The organism is Streptomyces sp. NPDC029122 (assembly GCF_055569445.1).
Genome location: NZ_JBVHWK010000026.1, coordinates 19,768 through 44,610, shown reverse-complemented (window position 1 = coordinate 44,610; position 24,843 = coordinate 19,768). Strand labels below are relative to the sequence as shown.

Annotated in this window: 23 protein-coding genes and 2 tRNA genes; 14 read left to right on the top strand and 11 right to left on the bottom strand. The window is 72.4% G+C overall.

Annotated elements, in window-relative coordinates; genetic code table 11:
- Positions 1-69 precede the first annotated feature (69 nt).
- The gene (locus ACZ4WZ_RS26265) at positions 70-1,218 is read right to left on the bottom strand and encodes a ThiF family adenylyltransferase (RefSeq protein ID WP_467893976.1); all 1,149 of its coding nucleotides are present in this window, start codon (positions 1,216-1,218) and stop codon (positions 70-72) included.
- Positions 1,219-1,457: 239 nt separating this feature from the next.
- On the opposite strand from ACZ4WZ_RS26265, the gene ACZ4WZ_RS26260 reads away from it, so the two are divergent.
- From ACZ4WZ_RS26260 to ACZ4WZ_RS26245, 4 genes are all read left to right on the top strand, one after another.
- A complete protein-coding gene (locus tag ACZ4WZ_RS26260) occupies positions 1,458-1,997 on the top strand; it encodes a M48 metallopeptidase family protein (protein WP_388933900.1) in 540 nt (179 codons plus the stop codon).
- Positions 1,998-2,258: 261 nt separating this feature from the next.
- Positions 2,259-3,968, top strand: coding sequence for a TerD family protein (locus tag ACZ4WZ_RS26255; protein ID WP_467893973.1), 1,710 nt, complete (start codon positions 2,259-2,261; stop codon positions 3,966-3,968).
- Between the two features lie 29 nt (positions 3,969-3,997).
- Positions 3,998-4,678: an AIM24 family protein gene (locus tag ACZ4WZ_RS26250; RefSeq protein WP_388934977.1), complete on the top strand. Its 681-nt coding sequence runs from the start codon at positions 3,998-4,000 to the stop codon at positions 4,676-4,678.
- A 17-nt stretch (positions 4,679-4,695) separates the two neighbouring features.
- On the top strand, positions 4,696-5,451 hold the full coding sequence (locus tag ACZ4WZ_RS26245; RefSeq protein WP_467893971.1) for an AIM24 family protein: 756 nt from the start codon (positions 4,696-4,698) through the stop codon (positions 5,449-5,451).
- A gap of 57 nt (positions 5,452-5,508) precedes the next feature.
- On the opposite strand, the gene ACZ4WZ_RS26240 is transcribed toward ACZ4WZ_RS26245, so the two are convergent.
- Together ACZ4WZ_RS26240 and ACZ4WZ_RS26235 are read right to left on the bottom strand one after the other, a co-directional pair.
- Positions 5,509-6,051 carry an NUDIX hydrolase gene (locus ACZ4WZ_RS26240; RefSeq protein WP_467893970.1) on the bottom strand — a complete coding sequence of 181 codons (543 nt, stop codon included), beginning with the start codon at positions 6,049-6,051 and terminating at the stop codon, positions 5,509-5,511.
- Positions 6,048-7,436 (bottom strand): zinc-dependent metalloprotease, encoded by a 1,389-nt coding sequence (locus ACZ4WZ_RS26235; protein ID WP_467893968.1) that lies wholly within the window; start codon positions 7,434-7,436, stop codon positions 6,048-6,050. Before ACZ4WZ_RS26235 ends, ACZ4WZ_RS26240 begins: the two co-directional genes overlap by 4 nt.
- 192 nt (positions 7,437-7,628) lie before the next feature.
- On the opposite strand from ACZ4WZ_RS26235, the gene ACZ4WZ_RS26230 reads away from it, so the two are divergent.
- The 4 genes from ACZ4WZ_RS26230 to ACZ4WZ_RS26215 all read left to right on the top strand — a co-directional run bounded on the left by ACZ4WZ_RS26230 (position 7,629) and on the right by ACZ4WZ_RS26215 (position 10,993).
- Positions 7,629-8,795 (top strand): SDR family oxidoreductase, encoded by a 1,167-nt coding sequence (locus ACZ4WZ_RS26230; protein ID WP_467893967.1) that lies wholly within the window; start codon positions 7,629-7,631, stop codon positions 8,793-8,795.
- 136 nt (positions 8,796-8,931) lie between these two features.
- The gene (locus tag ACZ4WZ_RS26225; protein WP_388933886.1) at positions 8,932-9,393 is read left to right on the top strand and encodes a molybdenum cofactor biosynthesis protein MoaE; all 462 of its coding nucleotides are present in this window, start codon (positions 8,932-8,934) and stop codon (positions 9,391-9,393) included.
- Between the two features lie 149 nt (positions 9,394-9,542).
- Complete coding sequence (locus ACZ4WZ_RS26220) at positions 9,543-9,740, top strand: hypothetical protein (RefSeq protein WP_125818082.1); 198 nt, start codon at positions 9,543-9,545, stop codon at positions 9,738-9,740.
- A gap of 164 nt (positions 9,741-9,904) precedes the next feature.
- A complete protein-coding gene (locus ACZ4WZ_RS26215; protein ID WP_467893964.1) occupies positions 9,905-10,993 on the top strand; it encodes a YlbL family protein in 1,089 nt (362 codons plus the stop codon).
- Between the two features lie 28 nt (positions 10,994-11,021).
- On the opposite strand, the gene ACZ4WZ_RS26210 is transcribed toward ACZ4WZ_RS26215, so the two are convergent.
- The gene (locus ACZ4WZ_RS26210; protein WP_467893962.1) at positions 11,022-11,594 is read right to left on the bottom strand and encodes a PPA1309 family protein; all 573 of its coding nucleotides are present in this window, start codon (positions 11,592-11,594) and stop codon (positions 11,022-11,024) included.
- A gap of 105 nt (positions 11,595-11,699) precedes the next feature.
- Between ACZ4WZ_RS26210 and ACZ4WZ_RS26205 the strand changes: the two genes are divergently transcribed.
- The 4 genes from ACZ4WZ_RS26205 (at position 11,700) to ACZ4WZ_RS26190 (ending at position 16,956) form a co-directional block, all read left to right on the top strand.
- Positions 11,700-14,600, top strand: a complete 2,901-nt coding sequence (locus ACZ4WZ_RS26205; RefSeq protein ID WP_467893961.1) for a UPF0182 family membrane protein — start codon at positions 11,700-11,702, stop codon at positions 14,598-14,600.
- Positions 14,601-14,659: 59 nt separating this feature from the next.
- A tRNA-Met gene (locus ACZ4WZ_RS26200) sits at positions 14,660-14,733 on the top strand.
- Between the two features lie 228 nt (positions 14,734-14,961).
- Entirely contained in the window at positions 14,962-16,818 is a 1,857-nt protein-coding gene (locus ACZ4WZ_RS26195; protein WP_467893959.1) for a tetratricopeptide repeat protein, read from the top strand.
- Between the two features lie 64 nt (positions 16,819-16,882).
- A tRNA-Met gene (locus ACZ4WZ_RS26190) sits at positions 16,883-16,956 on the top strand.
- Between the two features lie 159 nt (positions 16,957-17,115).
- Here the strand turns inward: ACZ4WZ_RS26190 and ACZ4WZ_RS26185 are convergent.
- Complete coding sequence (locus tag ACZ4WZ_RS26185; RefSeq protein WP_388933871.1) at positions 17,116-17,532, bottom strand: Fur family transcriptional regulator; 417 nt, start codon at positions 17,530-17,532, stop codon at positions 17,116-17,118.
- Positions 17,533-17,660: 128 nt separating this feature from the next.
- Between ACZ4WZ_RS26185 and ACZ4WZ_RS26180 the strand changes: the two genes are divergently transcribed.
- Positions 17,661-19,130: a catalase gene (locus tag ACZ4WZ_RS26180; protein WP_467893957.1), complete on the top strand. Its 1,470-nt coding sequence runs from the start codon at positions 17,661-17,663 to the stop codon at positions 19,128-19,130.
- A gap of 84 nt (positions 19,131-19,214) precedes the next feature.
- Here the strand turns inward: ACZ4WZ_RS26180 and ACZ4WZ_RS26175 are convergent, their stop codons facing one another.
- A complete protein-coding gene (locus tag ACZ4WZ_RS26175; protein WP_007266429.1) occupies positions 19,215-19,607 on the bottom strand; it encodes a CBS domain-containing protein in 393 nt (130 codons plus the stop codon).
- Positions 19,608-19,785: 178 nt separating this feature from the next.
- Positions 19,786-20,592 (bottom strand): histidinol-phosphatase, encoded by an 807-nt coding sequence (gene hisN / locus ACZ4WZ_RS26170; protein ID WP_467893955.1) that lies wholly within the window; start codon positions 20,590-20,592, stop codon positions 19,786-19,788.
- A 136-nt stretch (positions 20,593-20,728) separates the two neighbouring features.
- Here hisN and ACZ4WZ_RS26165 point away from each other — a divergent pair, with 136 nt between their 5' ends.
- Positions 20,729-21,295: a TetR/AcrR family transcriptional regulator gene (locus tag ACZ4WZ_RS26165; protein ID WP_467893954.1), complete on the top strand. Its 567-nt coding sequence runs from the start codon at positions 20,729-20,731 to the stop codon at positions 21,293-21,295.
- Here ACZ4WZ_RS26165 and ACZ4WZ_RS26160 read toward each other — a convergent pair.
- The 4 genes from ACZ4WZ_RS26160 to ACZ4WZ_RS26145 form a co-directional block, all read right to left on the bottom strand.
- A complete protein-coding gene (locus tag ACZ4WZ_RS26160; protein WP_388933858.1) occupies positions 21,261-21,584 on the bottom strand; it encodes a DMT family transporter in 324 nt (107 codons plus the stop codon). The genes ACZ4WZ_RS26165 and ACZ4WZ_RS26160 overlap by 35 nt on opposite strands.
- A gap of 113 nt (positions 21,585-21,697) precedes the next feature.
- Entirely contained in the window at positions 21,698-22,708 is a 1,011-nt protein-coding gene (gene rsgA, locus ACZ4WZ_RS26155) for a ribosome small subunit-dependent GTPase A (protein WP_467893952.1), read from the bottom strand.
- A 9-nt stretch (positions 22,709-22,717) separates the two neighbouring features.
- On the bottom strand, positions 22,718-24,076 hold the full coding sequence (gene aroA / locus ACZ4WZ_RS26150) for a 3-phosphoshikimate 1-carboxyvinyltransferase (protein WP_467893950.1): 1,359 nt from the start codon (positions 24,074-24,076) through the stop codon (positions 22,718-22,720).
- A 53-nt stretch (positions 24,077-24,129) separates the two neighbouring features.
- A complete protein-coding gene (locus ACZ4WZ_RS26145) occupies positions 24,130-24,843 on the bottom strand; it encodes a M50 family metallopeptidase (RefSeq protein WP_467893948.1) in 714 nt (237 codons plus the stop codon).

The window sequence follows — 24,843 nt, the reverse complement described above, 5'->3', positions numbered from 1 at the left end:
CATCCTGCCATGACCCCCCGGGCGCCCGGACCGGGGCACCTGCCCGGGATCCGGCGGGAGTCCGGTGGCTCACGACCGCACCGCCCCGCAGTCCGCCCCCGCGGGCTCCGCCGCCACCCCGCCCGTGAGCCCCGCCGCCGGGTCCGCCGCCGCGCAGGGGCAGTCCGGATGCGGGCGCAGCGCGGACCGCGACCAGTGCAGTGCGGGCAGGGCGGCCTCCCAGCGCGCGGCCGTCGAAGCGGGCAGCTGCCCGTCGAGGAAGGCCAGGGCGTGCGCCGCGGCCAGGCCGGCCACCGCCGTCGACAGCCCCAGGTCGCAGGCCGCCGTCCCGCGGCGGCGGTGTGCCGAGCGCCACTGGACCAGCATCCGGGGCCAGGCCGGATCCCGGTCGACGCGGTCGCGCTCCATGCACCCCGCGCAGGCCGTGGACCCGGGCAGCACCAGGGGCCCGACCAGCCCCGTCCCCTCCAGCACCCCCGCGTACAGGTGCGGGGTGCCCGTCGCCACCCAGTCGGCGGCTGTCGCCGGATCGGGGGCCCAGGCCTGGAGGCCGTCCCGGGGCGCGACCACCACCAGGGCCAGCTCCGGCCCCGGGCCCTCGGGGTCGCCCGCACGCGGGACCCGCCCCGGGGCCGACTCCCGCACCAGCGCTCCCGCGGCCTCGGCCCGCGGCCTGCCCACGCTCCCCGGATCCAGGCCGCCCGGGGCCACGTCGGCTGCTTCCGCCCGGCCCCCGTCGAGCACCTCGACCCGGCCCACCCCGGCCCCCGCCAGTACGGAGGCGATCACCGCTCCCACCCGGCCGCTCCCGCGCACCTGGACCCGTAACGCCCTGCGCGCCGCCACCCCCAGCAGGTCACCGCCCGGCTCCCGGTGCACCAGCGAGAGCGAGCCCAGATCGGGCCCCAGCCGCTCCAGCGCCTCCGGCCTGCGCCGCACGGCCTGCGCCCGAGGCCCGCCGGCGGTCAGGTCGTCGAGCAGCCCGGCCCCGGCGAGGTGCCGGACCAGCCCGTCCACCTGCCCCTCCGGCAGCCCCATCCCGGCGCCCTCGGCCCGCAGCAGCTCCATGCTCCGCGTCCCGTCGATCCGGTCGATGAGCGACCCGGTGGCCGTGTCCAGCGGCCCGAGCACCACCGCGTGGGCGGGCGTCACCCCGAACTGCACCGTCTGCAGATCCCGCCACGCCCGTGCCAGCGCCGGCTTCACCTTCGGATACATCGCGGCCTCCCCGTTCACCGATTTCCCGATCCCACTGACGCGGCCGGTTCTCCCGTGTTCCTCCGCGTCTTCGCCACGATGCCCGACTGCCGGACCGGGTGCGGGAGTTTGTCCACAGGCAGGTGGTATTGGGCATATGAAATGAAGAAAGAGCGTTTGTGTGTCCCCGCCGCGAACCGATCGTGCTCGAACCGCGGACGCGCGGGACTTCCTCCACGGCGACCGGGTACGGTCGTGGCGTGCCAGCCGACCCGCCACAGAGCGCCGTCGAAGTCCGCCGGAGCGCGCGCCGCCGCAGGACCGTGTCCGCCTACCGCGAGGGTGAGCGGACGGTCGTCCTGATCCCCGCCCGGATGTCCGAGGCGGAGGAACGGCGCTGGGTGGGCGTCATGCTCGACAAGCTCGCCGCCCAGGAGAGCAGGCGCACCCTCGGCGACGCGGAACTGATCGCGCGCGCCGAGCGTCTGTCCGAGCAGTACTTCAGCGGCCGCGCGCGGCCCCGTTCGGTCCGCTGGGTCACCAACCAGAACACCCGCTGGGGCTCCTGCACCCCCGCCGAGGGCAGCATCCGGCTGTCCCACCGGATCCAGGGGATGCCGGAGTACGTCGTCGACTACGTGCTGCTGCACGAGCTGGCGCACCTCCTGGTGCCCGGGCACGGCCCCCGCTTCTGGCAGCTGCTGGAGGCGTATCCGAGGACCGAACGGGCCCGCGGTTTCCTCGAAGGAGTGGCCGCGGCGGAGCGCATGCCCCGCGTTCCGGCCGCCCGCGAGGAATGATCTTCCGCCGCGGAAGGAGGTGTGTACCGGGTCGGTGCCGGCTTGGCCGGATGTCGGCAGGAGCCGTTAGCCTGAGCGGCACACATCGGGCGGCGAGCACACGGCGGCCACGGCGTTCGCGGTACGCACGGCGTTCGCGGTACACGCAGCATCCGCAGTACAAGCAGCACTGACAGCACTCACAGCACTCACGCATTCAACCGGGCAGCGCGCATCCAGCGGCGCACGCAGTCGGAGTCGGGACGGGGGACGGTCGGACACATGGCCAGGGAATTCCAACGCGGCCACAAGGCCAAGATCAGTGATCTGACGGCGGGCACCGATCTGTACGTGGGCGTCCAGATCGCCGGGCCCGGACTCACCTTCGACATCAGCTGCTTCGGCCTCGACGCCGACGAGCGGCTGTCGGACGACCGCTACTTCGTCTTCTACAACCAGCCGAAGTCGCCCGAGGAGTCGATCCAGCAGCTCGGCCCGCAGGCCGGGGACACCGAGTCCTTCCGGGTGACCCTGGACCAGGTTCCCGCGTCCATCCACAAGCTGTCCTTCAGCGCCACCCTCGACGGCCCCGGCCAGATGTCGCAGATCGGCCCCGGCTACATCCGGATCGTGGCCGGCGGCGAGGAAGTCGTCCGGTACTCCTTCACCGGTGCGGAGTTCAGCACCGAACGCGCCCTGATGATCGGCGACTTCTACCGCAAGGACGTCTGGCGCTTCGCCGCCGTCGGCCAGGGCTTCGACGGCGGGCTCGCCGCGCTGCTGCAGAACTTCGGCGGCGAGGTCGCCGAGGAGGAGGCGCAGCCCGAGCCGCAGGCCCCGGCCCCGCCGCAGGCCGCCGCGCCCGGATTCGCCCCGCCCCCGCAGGCCGCCGCCCCGGCCCCGCAGGCCCCGGCCCCGTCCTTCGGCGCCCCGGTCCAGCAGCCGCCCGCCCCCGCCCCGTTCGCCCCGCCGCAGCAGCCCCCGGCCCAGCAGCCCCCGCAGCCGCAGCCCCCGGCTCCCGCGCCCGTGCACGCGGCCCCCACCATGGTCGCCCCGCTCGGCGCGCCCGCCCCGGCGGCCCCGTACGGCCAGCCGCCCCACGCGCCGCAGCAGCCCGGCCAGCCCCCGTACGGCCGGCAGCCGCAGCCCTCGTACGGCAGCCAGCTCCCGCCGCAGGCCCCGGCGCCCGCGCCCTACGGCCAGCAGCCGCAGCCCTCGTACGGCCAGGTCCCGGTCCAGCAGCCGGGCGCCCCGCAGGCCCCCTACGGCCAGCAGCCGCCGTACGGCCAGCAGGCCCCCTACGGCCACGCCCCGCAGGCCGCCGCGGCCGGCCCCGGCCTCGCCGCCGCCCTCCAGTTGTACAAGGAGGCCCCCACCGGCGCCCGCTGGACCCCGCAGAACCAGCAGCTCATGCGGGTGGACCTCGCCATGGGCGGTCAGGCCGTCCTCGCCCGCCAGGGCAGCATGGTCCTGTACCAGGGCAAGGTCGACTTCAGCTACAAGGGCGCGGGCTTCGCCGGCCGCATCGTCGGCAACGCCACCGGCCAGGAGATGCAGCTGATGCGCTGCACCGGCCGCGGCCAGGTCTTCCTCGCCGAGAACGGCGCCCACCTGCACGCCATCGAGCTCCAGGGCGACGGCATCTGCGTCTCCGCCGAGAGCGTCCTCGCCTTCGACGAGTCCCTCCAGCACGAGGTCCGCCGCATCGAAGGCCACGGCATCCCCGGCGGCGCCCTGTTCACCATGCTGTTCCAGGGCAGCGGCACGGTCATCGTCAAAACGCACGGCGTGCCCGTCGTCCTGCCCGTGACCCCCACCACCTTCGCGGACAGCAACGCCATCGTCGCCTGGTCGGCCGCCTCACAGGTGATCATTTCCAGCCAGGTCCGGCTGCGCCGCAACGCCTACCCGGGCCACAGCGGGGAGACCGTGAACCTCCAGTTCCGCGGCGCCCCCGGCAACTTCATCGTCGTCCAGCCGTACGAGGTCTGAGGGAGCCCCACATGAACGCCATGAACGCAATGAACCAGCAGCTCGCGGGCTACGCCCCGACCCCCGTCACGGCCCGCATGGAGAACCACGGCCGCGCCATGCTCAAGGTCGCCATGCAGAGCGGCCAGGACCTCTTCGCCCGCACCGGATCGATGGTCGCCTACGAGGGCTTCGTCCAGTACGAGCCCAACCCGCCCGCCGTCCGCCAGATGGCCTCCCAGTGGCTGACCGGCGAGGGCGCGCCCCTGATGAAGTGCACCGGCGACGGCCTCCTCTACCTCGCCGACTACGGCGCCGACGTCGTCTGCATCAACCTCAACAACGAAGCGCTCTCCGTCAACGGCACCAACCTCCTCGCCTTCGACGCCCACCTCCAGTGGGGCGTCGAGCGGGTCAAGGGCATGGCCAAGTTCGCTGGCCAGGGCCTGTTCAACGTCCAGGTCGCCGGCACCGGCTGGGTCGCCGTCACCTCCCGCGGCACCCCGATCGTGGTCGACTGCGGCCGCGGCGACGACGAGACGTACGTCGACCCGGACGCGCTCGTCGCCTGGTCCCCGAACCTCAAGGTCAAGGGGAAGCGCAGCTTCAAGGCCTCGTCGATGATCGGCCGGGGCAGCGGGGAGGCCTACCAGATGGCCTTCTCCGGCCAGGGCATCGTCGTCGTACAGCCCAGCGAGGACAGCACCGACCGGCTCCGGACCCGGGGCTGAGGGGGAGCGGACACATCATGCAGAGCTCACTTTTCGGCCACGCCGAACAGCAGTCCCAGGACCGCTACACCGTCCAGAACCCCCAGCTCCTGAGGGTCACCCTGACCGGCTCCGACGACGTCCTCGCCCGCAAGGGCTCCATGGTCGCCTACCAGGGGATCGTCGACTTCGACGGCGAGTACCAGAGCGGCAACCAGCGGGGCGCCCGCAGCCGCACCGGCGAGGGCCTCGACCTGATGCGCTGCTCCGGCCAGGGCACCGTCTACTTCGCCAACCTCGCCCAGTACGTCCACGTCGTCGACGTCGACCACGACGGCCTCACCGTCGACAGCGCCTACGTCCTCGCCATGGACTCCACCCTGCACACCGAGGTCATCGCCGTCGACAGCCAGTACGGGATCTCCGGCACCGGCAAGTACCAGCTCAACATCTCCGGCCGCGGCAAGGTCGCCCTCATGACCTCCGGGCAGCCGCTGATGATGCAGGTCACCCCGGACAAGTACGTCAACGCCGACGCCGACGCGATCGTCGCCTGGTCCAGCACGCTGCGCGTGCAGATGCAGGCCCAGACCCACTCCACCGGCGTGTGGCGGCGCCGCGGCAACACCGGTGAGGGCTGGGAACTCAGCTTCCTCGGCACCGGCTTCGCCCTGGTGCAGCCCAGCGAGGTGCTGCCCCCGCAGAACGCCCAGCTCGGACAGGGCGTCGCCGCCCAGTACGGCGTGGGCCAGCACGGCGCGCACGCCCAGAACCAGAACAACGCCTGGAACTGACCCGGCCGGCACGGCGGAGGGGGCGGACCCGTACGGATCCGCCCCCTCCGCACACCGTCACGCGCCGAGCCGCGCCCGGGTCGCCTCCAGCAGCCGCACCACCGAGGCGTCGGCCACCGCCGCCACCTCCGCGTACGGGAACCAGCGCAGGTCGAGCGACTCGTCGCTGATCTCCGCCTCCGCGCCGGCCGGAGCCAGCACCGCGTACTGCACGTCCAGGTGCCAGTTGCACGGTGCCGGGATCGGGTGCCGGTCCAGGCGGACCGGCCCGCCCGCCACCAGGGTCAGCCCCGAGCCGATGCCCGACTCCTCCACGGCCTCGCGCATCGCCGCACCGGCGAGGGTGGTGTCGCCGGGCTCGCAGTGCCCGCCCATCTGGAGCCACATGCCGAGCTTCTTGTGCAGGGTCAGCAGCACACGGCCGCCGACGGGGTCGACGACCAGCGCGCTGCCCGTGACGTGCCCGGCCGTGCACGGCTTGTACACCCCGTCCGGGTGGGCGGCCAGGTGCTCCAGGTAGACCCCGCGCAGCTCGTTCTGCTGCGCGTCCTGGCCCTCGTACCCCTTCAGGACCAGGACGGCGTCCTCGTACAGGCTCACTTGTCGTCGTCGCCCTCTTCGTCACGCCGCTCGGCGGCCTCGCCGAGCATCTTGTCGATCTCGGAGAAGTCCAGCTGCTCGCGGTGCACGAACCCGTCCGGGTCGTCCAGGTCGGACGCCGTCGGCAGCATGTCCGGGTGCTCCCACAGCCCGTCACGGCCGTCCACGCCGCGCGCGTCGGTGAGCGAGGCCCACAGCCGCGAGGCGTCGCGCAGCCGCCGCGGACGCAGCTCCAGCCCGATCAGCGTGGCGAAGGTCTGCTCCGCCGGACCGCCCGAGGCACGCCGCCGGCGCATGGTCTCGCGCATCGCGTCGGCCGAGGTCAGACGGGGCTTGGCCGCCTCGTGCACGACCGCGTCCACCCAGCCCTCGACCAGCGCGAGCGCCGTCTCCAGGCGGGCCAGGGCGGCCTTCTGCTCGGGGGTGTCCTGCGGCTGGAACATACCGCCCTGCAGGGCCTCCTGGAGCTGCTCCGGGTTCGTCGGGTCGAGCTGGCCGACCACGTCCTCCAGCTTCGAGGTGTCCACCTTGATGCCCCGCGCGTAACCCTCGACCGCCCCGAACAGGTGCGAGCGCAGCCACGGCACGTGCGCGAACAGGCGGGCGTGGGCCGCCTCGCGCAGCGCCAGGTAGAGCCGTACCTCGTCCGAGGGGACTCCCAGGTCCTTGCCGAAGGCCTCGATGTTCAGCGGCAGCAGCGCCGCCCGCCCGGCCGGGCCCAGCGGCAGCCCGATGTCGGTGGAGCCGACGACCTCGCCCGCGAGGGTGCCCACGGCCTGGCCGATCTGCTGGCCGAACATGGCCCCGCCCATGGAGCGCATCATCCCGAGCAGCGGGCCCGCCATGGCCTGCATCTCCTCAGGCAGCACGCTGCCCATGGCCGCGCCGACGCGCTCGGCGACCGGGTCCACGAGCTCCTTCCACACCGGAAGGGTCGCCTCGACCCACTCGGCGCGGCTCCACGCGACGGCCGCGTTGGCGCCCGACGGCAGGGAGGTCGCACCGTCCAGCCACAGGTCGGCCAGGCGCACGGCCTCCTGGACCGCGGACTTCTCCGCGACGCCGACGCTCGCGTCCTTGACCCCGTCCGCAGTGCCCTGCGCGACGGTCTGGCGGGCGATGTCCTTGGCCATGTCCCAGTTGACGGGTCCGCCCTCGTAGCTCAGCATCTGGCCGAGCTGCTGGAAGGCGGCACCGAGGTCGTTCGGGTTCATCGAGCCGAACATCGCGGCGAACGGATTCTCCGCACCGCCGGGGAAGCCGCCCGGGCCGAACCCGAACGGATCGGCGGGACCGCCCTGGCCGCCCTGGCCGCCCTTCTTGCCCTTGTCGCCGTCCTCCGGCTCCTCCGGCGGAAGGCCGAATCCGAATGGGGTGTCGCTCACGGGTTTCCTCGGCTCGTAGGGCCGCCGGCGGGAGCCGGCGGGCGATGGTCCGACAACACCACCCAGCGTAGACACCACTCCCGCTTCCGGGCTCGGTGCTCCGCCCGGTCCTGGGCTGCGGCAGGATGGACATCACCTGGTGGGTACGCGTCACAGCGCGTCCCCACTGAAGACAACCGCTGGAGACGCCCGGTGAGTTCCCCAGATCCGCAGGCTCGCGCGCCGCACGACGCCGAAAACCGCCCTGAGCACGACGACAGCGCCCCCGGCGTTCGCCAGCCGCGAAACCAGGCCGGCCCCCGCCGGCCCAGCCCCGTGATCGCGGTGACCGGCGCCGCCTCGGGCGTCGGAGCCGCCCTGGTGAGCCGCCTCGCCGCATCCGACGAGGTCAAGCAGGTCGTCGCCATCGACGAGCGGCGCGGGGACTGCGCCGCCGCCCAGTGGCACGTCCTGGACGTACGGGACCCCGCGATCGCCGAGAAGCTGCGCGGCGCGGACGTGGTCGTCCACCTCGCGCTGGACCTCGACCTGGAGACCGACCCGGCGGCGCGCACCGCGTACAACGTGCGCGGGACCCAGACCGTGCTCACGGCCGCGGCCGCCGCCGGCGTCCACCGGGTCGTGCTGTGCACCTCCGCCATGGTCTACGGGGCCCTGCCCGACAACGACATCCCGCTCTCGGAGGACTCCGAGCTGCGCGCCACCGCCGAGGCAACCGGCGTCGGCGACCTGCTGGAGATCGAGCGCCTCGGCCGCCGGGCCCCCCGCGCGCACCCCGGGCTGAACGTGACCGTCCTGCGCCCGGCGGTCCTCGTCGGCGGCACCGACACCGCCCTGACCCGGTACTTCGAGTCGCCCCGCCTGCTCGTGGTGGCCGGATCCCGCCCCACCTGGCAGTTCTGCCACGTGGAGGACCTGGTCAGCGCCCTGGAGTACGCGGCGCTGGAGAAGGTCGAGGGCGAGCTGGCCGTCGGGTGCGAGGGCTGGCTGGAGCAGGAGGAGGTCGAGGAGCTGAGCGGGATCCGCCGCATGGAACTGCCCTCCGCCGTCGCGCTGGGCGCCGCCGCCCGGCTCCACCGCATCGGCCTCACCCCGTCCCCGGCCGGCGACCTCGCGTACACGATGCACCCGTGGGTGGTCAGCGTCAGCGGGCTGCACGCCGCGGGCTGGCGACCCCGCTGGACCAACGAGGAGGTGCTGGCCGAGCTGCTCCAGGAGGTGGCGGGCCGGCACACCGTCGCGGGCCGCCGCCTGGGCCGCAAGGACGCCGCCACGGCCGCCGGCGCCGCGGGCGCGACGGTGGCCCTGCTCGGCGCGGCCGCCGCCGTACGCCGCGCCCGGCGCCGCCGCGGACTCTGAGCCGCGGGGGCGCGGCCCCGGACCGGTCCGGGGCCGGGGCGGGGGCGGTTTCCTGTAGGAGGCTCCCAACCGGGGAGCCGGGCCCCGGGCGAAACGGCTATTCCACCAGGTCCGCGGCTAGGGCACGATGGGGAACATGGCACCGCACTTCGACCACCCCGGCGAGCAGGCCGCTCAGGACCCCGTCCGGCTGCTCGAGATCCGTGAGACCCCGCTCTCCATCGACGAGGTCTTCCAGGCCGTCGGCGACGACGCCACGGGCGGCACCACCCTCTTCGTGGGGACGGTGCGCAACCACGACGGCGGTGCCGACGTCGACTCGCTCGGCTACTCCTGCCACCCGACGGCGGAGGCCGAGATGCGCCGCATCGCGGACCGTGTCGTGGCGAAGTACCCGGTCCGCGCCCTGGCGGCCGTGCACCGCATCGGCGACCTGGCCGTGGGCGACCTGGCCGTGGTCGTGGCCGTCTCCTGCCCGCACCGGGGCGAGGCCTTCGAGGCCTGCCGCATGCTGATCGACGACCTCAAGCACGAGGTGCCGATCTGGAAGCACCAGACCTTCGCCGACGGCACCGAGGAGTGGGTCGGCGCCTGCTGAGGCCGGGGGCCGGGCGCGGGGCCCGTTCCGGCGGGGGTAGCGTCACCCCCGTTCGGCCGCGCAACACGCCCCCGATTTGCGTAACCCCCCTCCGGGCACGAGCGTTGAAGCCACAACGACACGCACTTTCGGGGCAGGGAGGCACCTTCATGGCATCACTGGTGTGGCTGCTGATTCCGCTGTTCGCCGCGATCGGAGCGGCGATATGGGGCAGCTGGGCGGCCCGGGACCGCACCCAGGGCGACATATCCGAACTGGCCGGCTACGCCAGGTTCCGCGAAGCGATGGACAGGGCCGACCGGGCCAGGACGAACGAAAAGGCGCACTCCGGTTCCGACGCCGTCTGACGCGTCCCGTGAGTCCCTTCCCCGTCCCCACGGGCCCCGCCCCCGCCCGTCCCGCACGCCCCCGACCAGGGCCCCGCTGAGCATTCGGCGAGGGTTCCGCCCGCCGGCCCCGTACGGACCGGCCCCACGGGCCGCCCGGGCGGGCCGTCCCGTACTGTCGATCCATGCCACGCCGCACCGCGACGATGCTCGCTTCCTTCCTCGTGCTGTTCGCGCTGCTCTGCGCGGGCGTCTTCATCAAGGTCCCGTACTCCGAGATGAGCCCGGGCCCGACCGTGAACACACTGGGCGACTCGCGCGGCGAGCCGGTGCTGAACATCTCGGGGCGCAAGACGTACCCGACCAGCGGCCACCTGAACATGACCACGGTCCGCGTCACCGGCGCCGACTACGACATGAACCTGCTGGAAGCGGTGTACGGCTGGATGGCCGGCGACAACATCGTCGTACCGCACGAGAACCTGTACCCGAACGGCAAGACGGACAAGGAATCCACGCAGGAGAACGCCGAGGAGTTCAGCCAGTCGCAGGAGAGCGCCAAGGTGGCCGCCCTCAAGCAGCTCGGCATCCCGGTCACCGCCCGCGTCGTCGTCTCCACCGTCGTCAAGGGCAGCCCCTCCGAGGGCAAGCTGCACGCCGGGGACGTGATCAGGGAGGTGGACGGCGCCGCGGTGACCGCCCCGGGGGACGTCGCCAAGCTGGTGACCAAGCACAAGCCCGGAGAGCCGGTCGAGTTCACCATCGTGCCCGCCGCCGAGGCGGCCGAGGCCGAGAAGGCGGGCCGCGAGCCCACCGGCACGTCGAAGGTGACCATCACCGCGGGCAGGGCGGAGGACGACGGCCACGCCATCGTCGGCATCCGGGCCGGTACCGACCACACCTTCCCGTTCTCGATCGACATCAAGCTCGCCGACGTCGGCGGTCCGAGCGCCGGCCTGATGTTCGCCCTCGGCATCGTCGACAAGCTCACCCCCGAGGACCTCACGGGCGGCAGGTTCGTCGCGGGTACCGGCACCATCGACGACGAGGGCAAGGTCGGCCCCATCGGCGGCATCCAGATGAAGACCATCGGCGCCCGCAAGGCCGGGGCCGAATACTTCCTGACCCCGGCCGAGAACTGCGCCTCCGCCGCCCGGCACACCCCCGAGGGCCTCACCCTGGTGAAGGTCTCCACCATCGGCGACGCCACCACGTCACTGGAGAAGATCCGCAAGGGGGACACGGCCGGACTGCCGAAGTGCACCGCGTCCTGACGCCGCCCCGCCCCCGGCCGGGCGGCCGCTAGACGAGGAAGGTCGCCGCCAGCGCGTCGGCCAGGCCCGGCACCAGGCTCGCGCCGGTCAGCACCTCGCTGGAGGAGTCCTTCTCCCGCAGCCGTACGGCCGACTCGCGCGACCCGTCGCGCAGGACGCCCACCGTCAGGCGCACCTCCTGCCGCTCGGGGTGGGCGGCGACCCACTTGGCCAGCTGCTTGTCGTTGAGCCCTTCCGGTACGGAGGCCTCGGCGGACGGCGGGAGCATCAGCCGCTCCACCGTCAGGGCGCACCCGACGACCGCGTCGGGCCAGGCGATGGTGCCCAGGAACTTGTCCAGCGGGGTCCCGGCCGGCACCTCGTCCTGCTCGATCGGGGTCAGCTGGCTCTTCCCGGTGTCGTCCTGGTCCTGGCCGAGCTGACCGGCGAGCCGGGGTTCCTGCCGGCGCAGCCGGGCCGTGTCGACCAGGGCGAACAGCCGGGCCGGCTTGTCCCAGCCGAGGGTGGAGGCGTACTCGTCGATCTCGAGGACGGCGCGGGTCAGCGGGCTGGCCGCCATGGGGGTGCCGGGGGAGGGCGAAAGGTTGGACATGGACAACATCCTGCCTCCTTTCCCCCCGATACCGGGAACTGACTAAAGGCTCAGTAAGTTGCAGGGGTGGGCCCTACGATCGTGGGCCCAGGACCAGACACAGCGACTTTCGAGGTGCGCACCTTGGCTTTCCAGATGCCGGACCGCGGCGGAGGCCCCTCCGGGCCACGGATGAGAGTCGGCCGCCCCTCCCGGCGTGCCCGGACTCTTCTGACGACATTGGGCGTCCTAGCCGTCCTGGCCATGGCGTTCATCATGTTCGCCGGGTTCTGGACGGACTGGCTCTGGTTCCGCTCCGTCAAGTACTCCTCCGTCTTCACCACCACCCTGTGGACCAAGATCGGCCTCTTCGCCGTCTTCGGCCTGCTGATGGCGGGTGCCGTCGGGCTGAATATCTGGCTGGCGTACCGGCTGCGGCCGCCGCTCAGCGCGATGTCGATGGAGCAGCAGAGCCTCGACCGCTACCGGATGAGCGTCGCCCCGTACAAGAGGTGGCTGCTCCTGGCCGTCGCGGCGATCGTCGGGCTGATCGCGGGCGCCTCGGCGGCGGGCCAGTGGAAGACCTGGCTGATGTACGTCAACGGGGTGCCCTTCGGCCGCAAGGACCCCCAGTTCCACCTGGACGTGTCGTTCTACACCTTCGACCTGCCCTGGTACCGCTTCCTGCTCGGCTTCGGCTTCGCCGCGGTCGTGCTCTCGGTGATCGCCGCCGTCGTCGTGCACTACCTGTACGGCGGACTGCGCGTGACCAGCCCGGGCGCCCGGGCCACCGCCGCCGCGACCGGGCACCTGTCGGTGCTGCTCGGCCTCTTCGTCACCTTCAAGGCGGTCGCGTACTGGCTCGACCGGTACGGCCTCGCCGTGAAGTCCAGCGACTTCAAGGCCGCCGACAACTGGGCCGGCCTGCGCTACGTCGACGCCAACGCCTACCTGCCGGCGAAGACGATCCTCGTCGCCATCGCCGCGATCTGCGCGGTGCTGTTCTTCGCCACCCTGTGGCGGCGCACCTGGCAGCTGCCGGTCATCGGCTTCGGCCTGATGGTGCTCTCGGCGATCCTGATCGGCGGGCTGTACCCGGCGATCGTGCAGAAGTTCCAGGTCCAGCCGAACGAGCAGGCCAAGGAATCCCCGTACGTCGAGAAGAACATCAAGGCCACGCGCGACGCCTACGGGATCGACGAGGCCGACGTCAAGGACTACCCGGGCGTCCCGCAGACCGAGGACCGCACCAAGCTGCGGTCGGTGGCGGACACCACCGCCAGCCTGCGCCTCCTCGACCCGAACATCGTCTCGCCGGCCTTCCAGCAGCTCCAGCAGGTCAAGGGCTACTACGGCTTCCCGTCCACCCTGGCGGTCGACCGGTACGCGGGCCAGGACACGGTCATCGGGCTGCGCGAGCTGAACATCGGCGGCATCCCGAAGAACAACTGGATCAACGACCACTTCAAGTACACGCACGGCTACGGCGTGGTCGCGGCCAAGGGCACCACCGTCAAGGACGGCGCTCCCGACTTCACGCAGTCCGACCTGCCCTCCAAGGGGATGTTCGGCACGGACTTCGAGCAGCGCATCTACTACGGCGAGCAGACGAAGCAGTACTCGATCGTCGGCGGTCCGCAGAAGGAGCTCGACTACTCGGACGACAAGGGCGAGAAGGAGACCAGCTACCGGGGCGACTCCGGGGTCAACCTGGACAACCCGGTCAACCGGGCCGCGTACGCGCTCGCGTTCAGCGAGCCGCAGATCCTGTACTCCGGGGCCATCGGCGAGGGCTCGCGGATCCTGTACAACCGCACGCCCAAGGACCGCGTCGAGGCCGTCGCGCCCTGGCTGACCATCGACGGGGCCCCGTACCCGGCCGTCATCGAGGGCCGGATCAAGTGGATCGTCGACGCCTACACGACGACGAACGGCTACCCGTACGCCTCGCGCACCACGCTGGGCCAGAGCACCGCGGACTCGCTGACCAACAGCCAGCGCGCGGTGGTCGCCCAGGAGAACCAGGTCAACTACATCCGCAACTCGGTGAAGGCGACCGTCGACGCGTACGACGGCACGGTGGACCTGTACCAGTGGGACACCAAGGACCCGGTCCTGAAGACCTGGATGAAGGCCTTCCCCGGCACGGTGAAGCCCAAGGGCGAGATCTCCAAGCCGCTCATGGACCACCTGCGCTACCCGCAGGACCTGTTCAAGGTCCAGCGCGAGCTGCTGACCCGGTACCACGTCACGGACCCGCAGACCTTCCTCAGCGGCAGTGAGGCGTGGGCCGTCCCGGACGACCCGACGACCAAGGCCGGCACGGCGGTCCCGCCGTACTACCTGTCGATGAAGATGCCGGGCCAGCCGGAGAAGGACCAGGTCTTCTCGCTCACGACGACCTTCACGCCGAACGAGCGGCCCAACCTCAGCGCCTTCATGGCGGTGAACGCCGATCCCGGGACCCGGGACTACGGCAAGATCCGAATCCTGAAGATGCCGACCAGCAAGCCGCCGGACGGCCCCGGCCAGGTCCAGAGCAAGTTCCAGTCGGAGCCCAAGATCGCCGAGTCGATCCGGCTGCTGCGCGGCGGTGACTCGGAGATCGAGTACGGCAACCTGCTCGCGGTCCCGATGGACGGCGGAATGCTCTACGTGGAGCCGGTGTACGTGCGCAGCTCCGGGCTGAAGTACCCGCTGCTGCGCAAGGTGCTGGTGACCTACGGCGGCCAGACGGCCTTCGAGGACACCCTGGAGAAGGCGCTGAACGTGGTCTTCGGAGCCGAGGCCCCGACCACGCCCACCACGCCGACCCCGCCCACCACGCCGACGAACCCGAACACCCCGCCGACCGCGCAGGACCCCACGGTCAAGGCGGCCCTCGCCGACGCCCAGAAGGCCGTCGAGGAGGCCGACAAGGCCATGAAGGCGGGCGACTGGGCCGCGTACGGCAAGGCGCAGAGCGACCTCCAGGCGGCGCTGAAGCGGGCGATCGACGCGGAGGCGAAGCTGACGGCGCCCAAGCCGGGCGGCTAGGCGGTGCGCAAAAGCCGGTAATGGCTCCGTCCCGCGTCGTGATACTGTGGTTTCACCGACGCGGGGTGGAGCAGCTCGGTAGCTCGCTGGGCTCATAACCCAGAGGTCGCAGGTTCAAATCCTGTCCCCGCTACTGAAGACGAAGGCCCGGATCCAATGGGATCCGGGCCTTCGTCATGCCCGGACCGCTCTCGAGGACGAGCGGCCGAAAGGGCCGCTGGGAGACACGGGGTCACTGGGGCGGGTGAGTTGGGGTGGGAACGTGTTTGACTTGTCTCTCTGTGGGCATGTCGACAAAACGCTGTAGTGACCTCACTGGCTGCGACATACCAGGTGTACGCGGGTAGCAGGTGATGCGACGATGGGATTTATGGGGGACAGGTCAACTCTGCTGGAGACAGGGCGGTTTGTGAGGGCGGAGGCCGAGCCGGGCGTGGGAACGGGCGAGGCCGCTCCGACTGTTAACGCGCAGACCGCACTGACCGATGCGGATTTCGCGGCAGAAGCCTTCGGGGACGCCGAGGGTGCCACCGACGCCGAGCTGGAGGCCCGCCACCGAGTGGCCGCCGACAAAGGTGACCCGGGCGCCATGAGCGTGCTCGGCGCCCTGCTGCTGCGCCGCGGCGACCTGGCCGGGGCGGAGCCCTACCTGCGCGGAGCCACCGGCGCCGGCGACCGCGCCGCCGCCAACAACCTCGGCGTCCTGCTCCTCCAGCGCGGCTACCCCGACGAGGCCGCCGGCTGGTGGCGGGTCGCCGCCGTCGCCGGGTCCGCCCCCGCCGCGCACGCCCTGGGCCGCCACTACCGCGAGCGCGGGGACGAGCCCGCCGCCGAGTACTGGCTGCGCCAGGCGGCGGAGTCCGGACACGCCCTGGGCGCGTACGCCCTGGCCGACCTGCTGGAACACCGGGGGGACAAGGGCATCGAGCGCTGGTTCCGGGCCGCCGCCGAACAGGGGCACCGCGAGGCCGCGTACCGCCTGGCCCGTCACCTGCGCAAGGGCGACCCCGCCGAGGCCGAGCAGTGGTACCGCCAGGCCGCCGCGCGCGGACACCGGCGCGCCGGGCTGCACCTGGGCGCCCTGCTGGAAGCCCGCGGCGAGCTGAAGGAGGCCGGCCGCTGGTACCTGAGCTCCGCCAAGCAGGGCGAGGCCCGTGCCGCGTGCGCCCTCGGCTTCCTGCTGCGCGACGCCGGTGACGAGGACAGCGCGGCCGCGTGGTGGCACCGGGCCGCCCAGGACGGCGACGGCAACGCGGCGAACGCCCTGGGCGCGCTGCACGCCGCCCGGGGCGAGACCCAGACCGCCGAGAAGTGGTACCGGGCGGCGATGGACGCCGGCGACCAGAACGGCGCCTACAACCTCGCCCTGCTCTGCGCCGCGCAGGAACGGACCGCGCAGGCCGAGCAGTGGTACCGCCGGGCGGCGTACGCCGGGCACCGCGAGGCCGCCAACGCGCTGGCGATCATGCTGCTCCAGGCCGGCGATGCGGCCGGTGCCGAGCCGTGGTTCTCCAAGGCGGCGGAGGCCGGCAGTGTCGACGCCGCCTTCAACCTCGGGATCCTCTTCGCCAGCCGGGACGAGGACCGCGCCGCCCTGAAGTGGTACGAGCGGGCCGCCGCCGCCGGGCACACCGACGCGGCGCTCCAGGTCGGGATCGCCCTCGTGCGCGACGGCGAGGAACGGGCCGCCGAGCGGCACCTGCGGTGCGCGGCGGGCGGCGGCAGCGCCGAGGCGGCCTTCCGGCTGGCCTCCCTGCTGGAGTCGCTGGCCCCGCCGCCGGAGCCGGTGGCCCTCGGCGAGCCCGCGGGCGGCGCCGCCCGCACCGAGAGCGAGGAGTGGTACGCCCGCGCCGCCGAGCAGGGCCACCGGCGGGCGCAGGTGCGGGTCGGGATGCTCGCCGCCGCCCGGGGCGACCTCACGGTGGCCGCGCGGTGGTACCGGGAGGCGGCGGAGGCCGGCTCGCGCAACGGCGCCTTCAACCTCGGGCTGCTGCTGGCCCGCGAGGGCAACGAACCCGAGGCGGCCCTGTGGTGGACCCGCGCGGCGGTCGCCGGGCACGGCCGGGCGGCCCTGCGGCTCGGGCTGCTCGCGGCCCGGCACGGCGACCTGGCCGAGGGGCAGAAGTGGTGCGTACGGGCCATGGAGCTGGGTCCGGCCGAGGTGTCCGAGCGCGCCGCTCGGCTGCGCGACGCGCTGGCGGAGGAGCTCTCCGCCTAGAGGCCTCCTCCGCGCGACTGATTTGCATCTGCCGGGTGGCTTCCCGTAGAGTCAGGTTTACCGACGCGGGGTGGAGCAGCTCGGTAGCTCGCTGGGCTCATAACCCAGAGGTCGCAGGTTCAAATCCTGTCCCCGCTACTGAAGGCCCGAGGCCCGGATCCCATGGATCCGGGCCTCGAGTCGTTTCCGAACGCGAAACGGGAACGCCCCAGGGGCGCGACGAGAGAGCCCGGCGAACGCGAAGAGGTCATGCGAAAGGGCCGGGGGTTCCTGCCCCCCGGCCCTTTCGTGCGTCCGTCAGGCGCCCGCGCAGTTCGGGCACACCCCGCGGTACGTCACCTCGACCGCCGAGACCACGAAGCCGAAGCGCTCGCCGTCGGGCAGGTCGGCCAGCGGGTCGCCCGCCGGGTGGACGTCGCGGATGGCGCCGCACTGGGCGCAGACCAGGTGGTGATGGGGGCGGTGGGCGTTCGGGTCGTACCGCTTGGCCCGCCGGTCCGTCGAGACTTCCAGCACCTCACCGAGCGAAACGAGCTCGCCCAAGGTGTTGTAGACCGTCGCTCGAGAAATCTCGGGCAGTTTGGTCACAGCGCGTGCGTGCACCTCGTCTGCCGTCAGGTGAACGTGGTCACCGTCGAGCACCTCGGCCACGACGCGGCGCTGGGCCGTCATGCGCCAGCCGCGTCCGCGAAGTCGTTCCAGCAGGTCACTCATACACGCCAGCCTAACAGTGGCGATTCGGTGCAGATCCCGAACCCATATGGACTTGGATCGTTGCTTGACTTAGACAAAGTCCATTGTAGGATCGGTTACGGCAAACGCCGAGGACAGGACATGCAGGAATGACGCAGGAGGCGCACGTGACGCAGGGACCGCTCACCACGGAGGCCGGGGCTCCGGTCGCCGACAACCAGAACAGCGAGACGGCCGGCGTCGGTGGCCCCGTTCTGGTCCAGGACCAGCTCCTGCTGGAGAAGCTCGCGCACTTCAACCGCGAGCGCATCCCGGAGCGCGTGGTGCACGCCCGTGGCGCCGGTGCCTACGGCACCTTCACGGTGACGGCGGACGTCACCCGGTACACCCGTGCCAAGTTCCTTTCCGAGGTCGGCAAGAAGACCGAAACGTTCCTTCGCTTCTCCACCGTCGCGGACAGCCTCGGCGGCGCCGACGCGCGCCGTGACCCGCGCGGCTGGGCGCTGAAGTTCTACACCGAAGAGGGCAACTACGACCTCGTCGGCAACAACACCCCGGTCTTCTTCATCCGGGACGCCATCAAGTTCCCCGACTTCATCCACACCCAGAAGCGCGACCCGTACACCGGCTCGCAGGAGGCGGACAACGTCTGGGACTTCTGGGGCTTGTCGCCCGAGTCGACCCACCAGGTGACCTGGCTGTTCGGTGACCGGGGCATACCGGCGTCCTACCGCCACATGAACGGCTACGGCTCGCACACGTTCCAGTGGAACAACGAGGCCGGCGAGGTCTTCTGGGTCAAGTACCACTTCAAGACCGACCAGGGCATCAAGAACCTCACCCAGGCCGAGGCCAACCGGCTCGCCGGCGAGGACCCGGACTCGCACCAGCGCGACCTGCGCGAGTCCATCGAGCGCGGCGACTTCCCGAGCTGGACCGTGCAGGTCCAGATCATGCCGGCGGCCGAGGCGGAGAGCTACCGCTTCAACCCGTTCGACCTCACCAAGGTGTGGCCGCACGCCGACTACCCGCCGATCGAGATCGGCAAGCTGGAGCTCAACCGCAACCCGGAGAACATCTTCGCCGAGGTCGAGCAGTCCATCTTCTCCCCGGCGCACTTCGTCCCCGGCATCGGTCCCTCCCCGGACAAGATGCTCCAGGGCCGTCTCTTCGCGTACGGCGACGCCCACCGCTACCGCGTCGGCATCAACGCCGACCACCTGCCGGTGAACCGCCCGCACGCCGCCGAGGCGCGCACCCACTCCCGTGACGGCTACCTGTACGACGGCCGCCACAAGGGCGCCAAGAACTACGAGCCGAACAGCTTCGGCGGCCCCTTCCAGACGGACCGCCCGCTGTGGCAGTCCACCCCCGTCACCGGCGGCACGGGCAACCACGCCACCCCCTCGCACGCCGAGGACGACGACTTCGTGCAGGCGGGCGACCTCTACCGGCTCTTCTCCGAGGACGAGAAGTCCCGTCTGATCGAGAACCTGTCCGGCTTCATCGCCAAGGTCTCCCGTGACGACATCATCGAGCGCGCGATCGACAACTTCCGCCGGGCGGACGAGGACTTCGGCAAGCGGCTCGACGCCGCGGTCCAGGCCCTTCGCGGCTGATCCGGACCGCTTGCCGTAGCGGGACGGCGGGCCGGAACCCCTTCGCCGGGGTTCCGGCCCGCCGTCGTCCGTCGTGCCGGGCGGTTACGCGGGCACGGCCCGGCGGGCCGGTACCCAGCAGCGGATGACGTCGCGGACGGAGACGATGCCGACCGGGCCGCCGTCCTCCAGCACGATCAGGTGCCGGAACCCGCCGTGGACCATGGCCTCGGCGGCCTCCTGCACGGTCGCCTCGGGGGTGCAGAAGACGACGTTGTTCGTGGTGTGGGCGCCCACCGACTCCCGGTCGGGGTCGTGACCGGCGCCGATCGAGTTCAGTATGTCGCGCTCGGTCAGGATGCCGATGCCGCTGTGGTCGGGGTCGAGGACGACGGCCGCGCCCACGCGCCGGCCGGACATCAGGCAGGCCGCCTGGCGGAGGGAGTGGGCGGGTCCGAGGGTGAGGATCACGGTGCTCATGGCGTCACGGACGAGCATGAAGGGAGCCACCTCCTGGGGTGAGCCCCCGCCCGGGTGGGTGCGGTGGGTGAAGGGCCTCGCCTTAGAGAAGCCATTCACAAGCGCACAAGCGGGGGGGATCCTCAGAGTCCCACGCACACGCAAAGTCATCAAGGGGGTACGCACGGCGCGCACGGGCGCCGCGCCCCGCGGGTTTTCAGACGGCGCGGTCGAGGTACCCCAGCATTTCCTCGTGCAGCAGGCCGTTCGAGGCCGCGGCATTGCCGCCGTCCACACCGTCCACCCCGTCCAGGCTGGTGAAGCGGCCCCCCGCCTCCTGGACCACGACCGCGATGGCCGCCATGTCCCACAGGTTCAGCTCCGGCTCGGCGCACAGGTCCAGCGAGCCCTCCGCGACCATCATGTACGGCCAGAAGTCGCCGTACGCCCGCGTGCGCCAGCACGCGCGGGTCAGGTCCAGGAAGCCCGGCAGGCGGCCCTGCTCCTCCCAGCCGCTCAGCGAGGAGTACGCGAACGAGGCGTCGGCCAGGGAGGCCACCCTCGACACGGCGATCGGCCCGGCCGGCTCGCCCAGCGCACCGCCCGCGAAGGCGCCCCCGCCCTGCGAGGCCCACCAGCGGCGGCCCAGCGCCGGGGCGGAGACCACGCCGACGACCGGACGGAACACCCCGTCCCCGCCCTCCTCCATGAGGGAGATCAGCGTCGCCCAGACGGGGACGCCGCGCACGTAGTTCTTCGTACCGTCGATCGGGTCCACGACCCAGCGGCGAGGGCCACCGCCCATGAGCCCGTACTCCTCGCCCAGGATCGCGTCGTCGGGCCGCGCGGCCAGGATCCCCGCCCGGACGACCTCCTCGGCGGCCTTGTCGGCCTCGCTCACCGGGGTCATGTCCGGCTTGGTCTCGACCTGGAGGTCGAGGGCGCGGAAACGGCGCATCGTGGTGGCGTCCGCGGCGTCGGCGAGTTCGAGGGCGAGGCGCAGGTCATCGGCATACGTGGACATGGCCGAACAGTATCGAGACTCGCCGGGCCCGGCGAACGAGGTCCACAGTGCGGCCGGGACGCGCCCTTGACGGGATCTGGCGGCCCGTCAACTCTGGTGGCTGGAGCCCGGCCGGTGGACCAGGGGGGAGGGGGCGATGCCGACGGCCCGAGAGTCCCTGCTGCAAGCGGCCGAGGCCGCGCTCGCCTCCCGGCCCTGGCCGGCCGTACGGATGGTCGAGGTCGCGGCCGCCGCCGGGGTGTCGCGCCAGACCCTCTACAACGAGTTCGGCGGCAAGGCGGGCCTGGGCCGCGCCCTCGTGCGCCGCGCGGCCGACTGGTACCTGGACGGGGTGGAGCGGGCGCTGGCCGCGCCGGACGCCCGCGGCTCCGCCGAGCGGCTCGCCGCCGTCGCCGAGTGGACCGTACGGGCGGCCCGCGCCCGGGTCCTCGTACGGGCCCTGCTGACCGGTTCCTGGGGGCCGGGGCTGCCGACGCCGCCCCCCGCCGGGAGCCGGCAGGCGCTCGGGCCGGGGGAGCTGACCCGGGCGGCCCGCGACCGGGCCGCCGCCGCGCTGCCGCAGGAGCCGCCCCGCCGCTGCGAGCTCGCCGTACGGCTCGCGCTGTCCTACGTGGTCGCGCCGGGGACGCCGGACCAGGACCCGGCGGCGGTGGAACTGCTGCGGCTGCTCAGTGCGCCGAACCGGAGAGCTGGAGGCCGATGACCCCGATGATCACCAGCGTGATCGAGACGAGCTTGAGGGTGGAGACCAGGTCGCCGAGGAAGACCATGCCGTAAATGGCCGTCCCGGCCGCCCCGATGCCCGTCCACACCGCGTACGCCGGTCCCACGTCCAGCTTCTTCAGCGCGAGGGTCAGCAGCCCGAAACTGCCGAGCGCGAAGCACGCGAAGGCGATCGTCGGCCACAGCCGGGTGAACCCGTGCGACAGCTTGAGGCACACCGCGAAACCCGTCTCCAGGATCCCGGCGACCACGACCAGCAGCCACGCCATGGCGTACGCCTCCCCGCATCAGGTGACCCGGCGTCACGTGATGCGATTATGCATTCACCGGACAGGGGCGGCGGCAAACCCCACCGGACGGTCAACCTGCCGCCGGCCCGCGGTCAGTCGCCCTCGCGGCGCTCGCGGGTCTGGAGCAGCCGCCGCAGCGAATACAGCCGCGCGGGGTCCGCGTGACCTTCCTCCACCCACCGGTCCAACGCGCAGTCCGGCTCGTCGTGACTGCACGCGCGCGGGCACTCCTCGGTCCCCGGCACCAGGTCGGGGAAGGCCAGCACCACCCGGGACGGGTCCACGTGGTGCAGGCCGAAGGAGCGCACGCCCGGGGTGTCGATGACCCAGCCGTCGCCGGAGGGCAGCGGCAGCGCGAGCGCGGAGGTGGTGGTGTGCCGGCCGCGGCCGGTGACGGCGTTGACATGACCGGTGGCCCGCTGGCGGCCCTCGGCCACCAGCGAGTTGACCAGGGTGGTCTTGCCGACGCCGGAGTGGCCGACGAAGGCGGTGATCCGGCCCTCCAGGAGCTCGCGCACCCGCTCGGCCGCGTCGCCCGTCGCCAGTTCCTCGCGGTTGGTGACCACGTACTTCAGGCCGAAGGTCGAGTAGACCTCCAGGATCTTGTCCGCCGAGGTCAGGTCGGACTTCGTCAGCACCAGCAGCGGCTCCAGCCCGGCGTCGTACGCCGCCACCAGGCAGCGGTCGATCATCCGGGGCCGGGGCTCCGGGTCGGCCAGGGCCGTGACGATGGCCAGCTGGTCGGCGTTGGCGACGACCACCCGCTCGTACGGGTCGTCGTCGTCCGCGGTGCGCCGCAGGACGGACTTGCGCTCCTGGATCCGCACGATCCGCGCGAGGGTGTCCTTCTTGCCGGACATGTCACCGACGAGCGACACCCGGTCGCCGACCACCGCCGCCTTGCGTCCGAGCTCACGGGCCTTCATGGCGGTGACCTTGCGGTCCTCGACCAGGCAGGTCAGCCGGCCGCGGTCCACGGTGAGGACGAAGCCGTCGGCGGCGTCCTCGTGCTTGGGCCGGATGCTGGTCCTGGCCCGGTTGCCCTTGGGGTTCGGGCGCTGGCGGATGTCGTCCTCGTCGGTGTGCTTGCCGTACCTGCGCATGACGGGCCCCTACGCTCCCGCTCCCGTCGTTCCTCGCGGAGCTTGACCGAGCATGTCGGCCCACATCCTGGGGAAGTCCGGCAGGGTCTTCGCGGTCGTCGCCACGTTCTCGATCTCCACGCCCGCCACGGCCAGGCCGATCACCGCTCCCGCGGTGGCCATGCGGTGGTCGTCGTAGGTGTGGAACACGCCCCCGTGCAGGGTGCGCGGGCGAATGCGCAGGCCGTCCTCGGTCTCCGTGACGTCACCGCCGAGACCGTTGATCTCCGCGGTCAGCGCCGCCAGCCGGTCCGTCTCGTGCAGCCGCAGGTGCGCCACCCCCCGCAGGACCGACTCCGAGTCGGCCAGGGCCGCGACGGCCGCGATGCCGGGGGTCAGCTCGCCGACCTCGCTCAGGTCCACGTCGATGCCGTGGATCTTGCCGGTGCCGGTGAAGACCAGACCGGCCTCGGTCAGCTCGCAGGAGCCGCCCATCGCGGTGAAGATCTCGCGCAGCGCGTCACCGGGCTGCGTGGTGCGCGCGGGCCAGTCCGGGATGGTGACCGTACCGCCGGTGATCAGCGCCGCGGCCATGAAGGGCTGGGCGTTGGAGAGGTCGGGCTCGACGACCATGTCCCGGCCGAGCAGCGCGCCGGGCGTCACCCGCCACACGTCCTTCTCGCCGCCGGCCTCCGGGGTGTCGACCTGGGCGCCCGCCGCGCGCAGCATGTCCACGGTCATCCGGATGTGCGGCATGGACGGCAGCTTGCCGCCCACGTGCCGGACCTCGACGCCCTGGTTGAAGCGCGGCGCCGACAGCAGCAGCGCGGAGACGAACTGGGAGGAGTTGGAGGCGTCGATCTCGACCGTGCCGCCCTCCAGGGCCCCGCCGCCCTGGACGGTCATGGGCAGTGCGCCCCGGCCGTCGTCGTCGATCCGGGCGCCGAGGGTGCGCAGGGCCGTGATGACCTGGCCGAGCGGCCGCTCGTAGGAGCGCGGGTCGCCGTCGAAGCGGATGTCGCCGTCGGCCAGGGTGGCCACGGGCGGCAGGAAGCGCATGACGGTGCCCGCGTTGCCGACGTCGACGGTGGCCGGGCCGTGCAGGGCGGCCGGGATGATCCGCCAGGCCTCGCCGCTGTCGCCGTCGGCGGAGCTGGAGGAGACGGTCTCCTCGATGCCGACGCCCAGCGCCCGCAGGGCGTCCGACATCAGCTGGGAGTCGCGCGAGCGCAGCGGGCGGCGCACCCAGCCCGGCTCGGCCGCGAGGGCGGCGAGCACGAGTGCGCGGTTGGTGACCGATTTGGACCCCGGCACGGTGACGGTGGCGTGGACGGCCCCGTCCGCGAACGGAGCGGGCCAGAGGTCGGGAAGCGCGGGGGTGTCGGTCATGGCCCTTACTTTAGTGGCTCCCCACGGCCCCGGATCTGGATCGCTGCCCCGTCTCAGAGGGCGAGCAGCCAGCGCCCGCCGCCGATGAGGCAGCACAGGGTGACCGTGTGGAACAGGAGCAGCCAGGCGACGGGGTGCACGTGCGTGAGCCGGCCCAGCTGGTCGGCGTCGGACTCCGGCGCCCCGCCGTCGCGGCGCTGGGCCTGGAGCTCGAACACCGGTCGCACCGCGCCGAGCAGCGCGAACCACACCACCGCGTACGCGAACGCCGCCTGCACCGCTTCGGGGGCCTTCCACGACACCAGCAGGAAGGCTCCGCCGGTCAGGACGACCGTCAGCAGCCCGTACGCGTTGCGGACCATCACCAGCATCACCAGCAGCAGCGCGGTCGCCACCCACAGCAGCAGCGTGATCCGGTGTGCCGCCAGCAGGGCCGCGCCGCCCAGGCCCAGCAGCGCGGGCGCCGTGTAGCCGGCGGCGAGCATCAGGACCATGCCGATCCCGGTCGGCTTGCCCCAGCTGAGGGTGAGGCCGCTGGTGTCGGAGTGCAGCCGGATCCCGGTGAGCCGGCGTCCGGTCAGCAGGGCGAGCAGCCCGTGGCCGCCCTCGTGCGCGATGGTGATCGCGTTGCGGGAGAGCAGCCACACCGGCCGCGGCGCGACGACGGCGAGCGCGGCCAGTCCCGTCGCCACCACCAGCCACCACGGGGGCGAGGTCTGTATTCCGGTGAGCCGGTCCCAGAGGCCGGCCGTCGTGCTGCTGTCCAT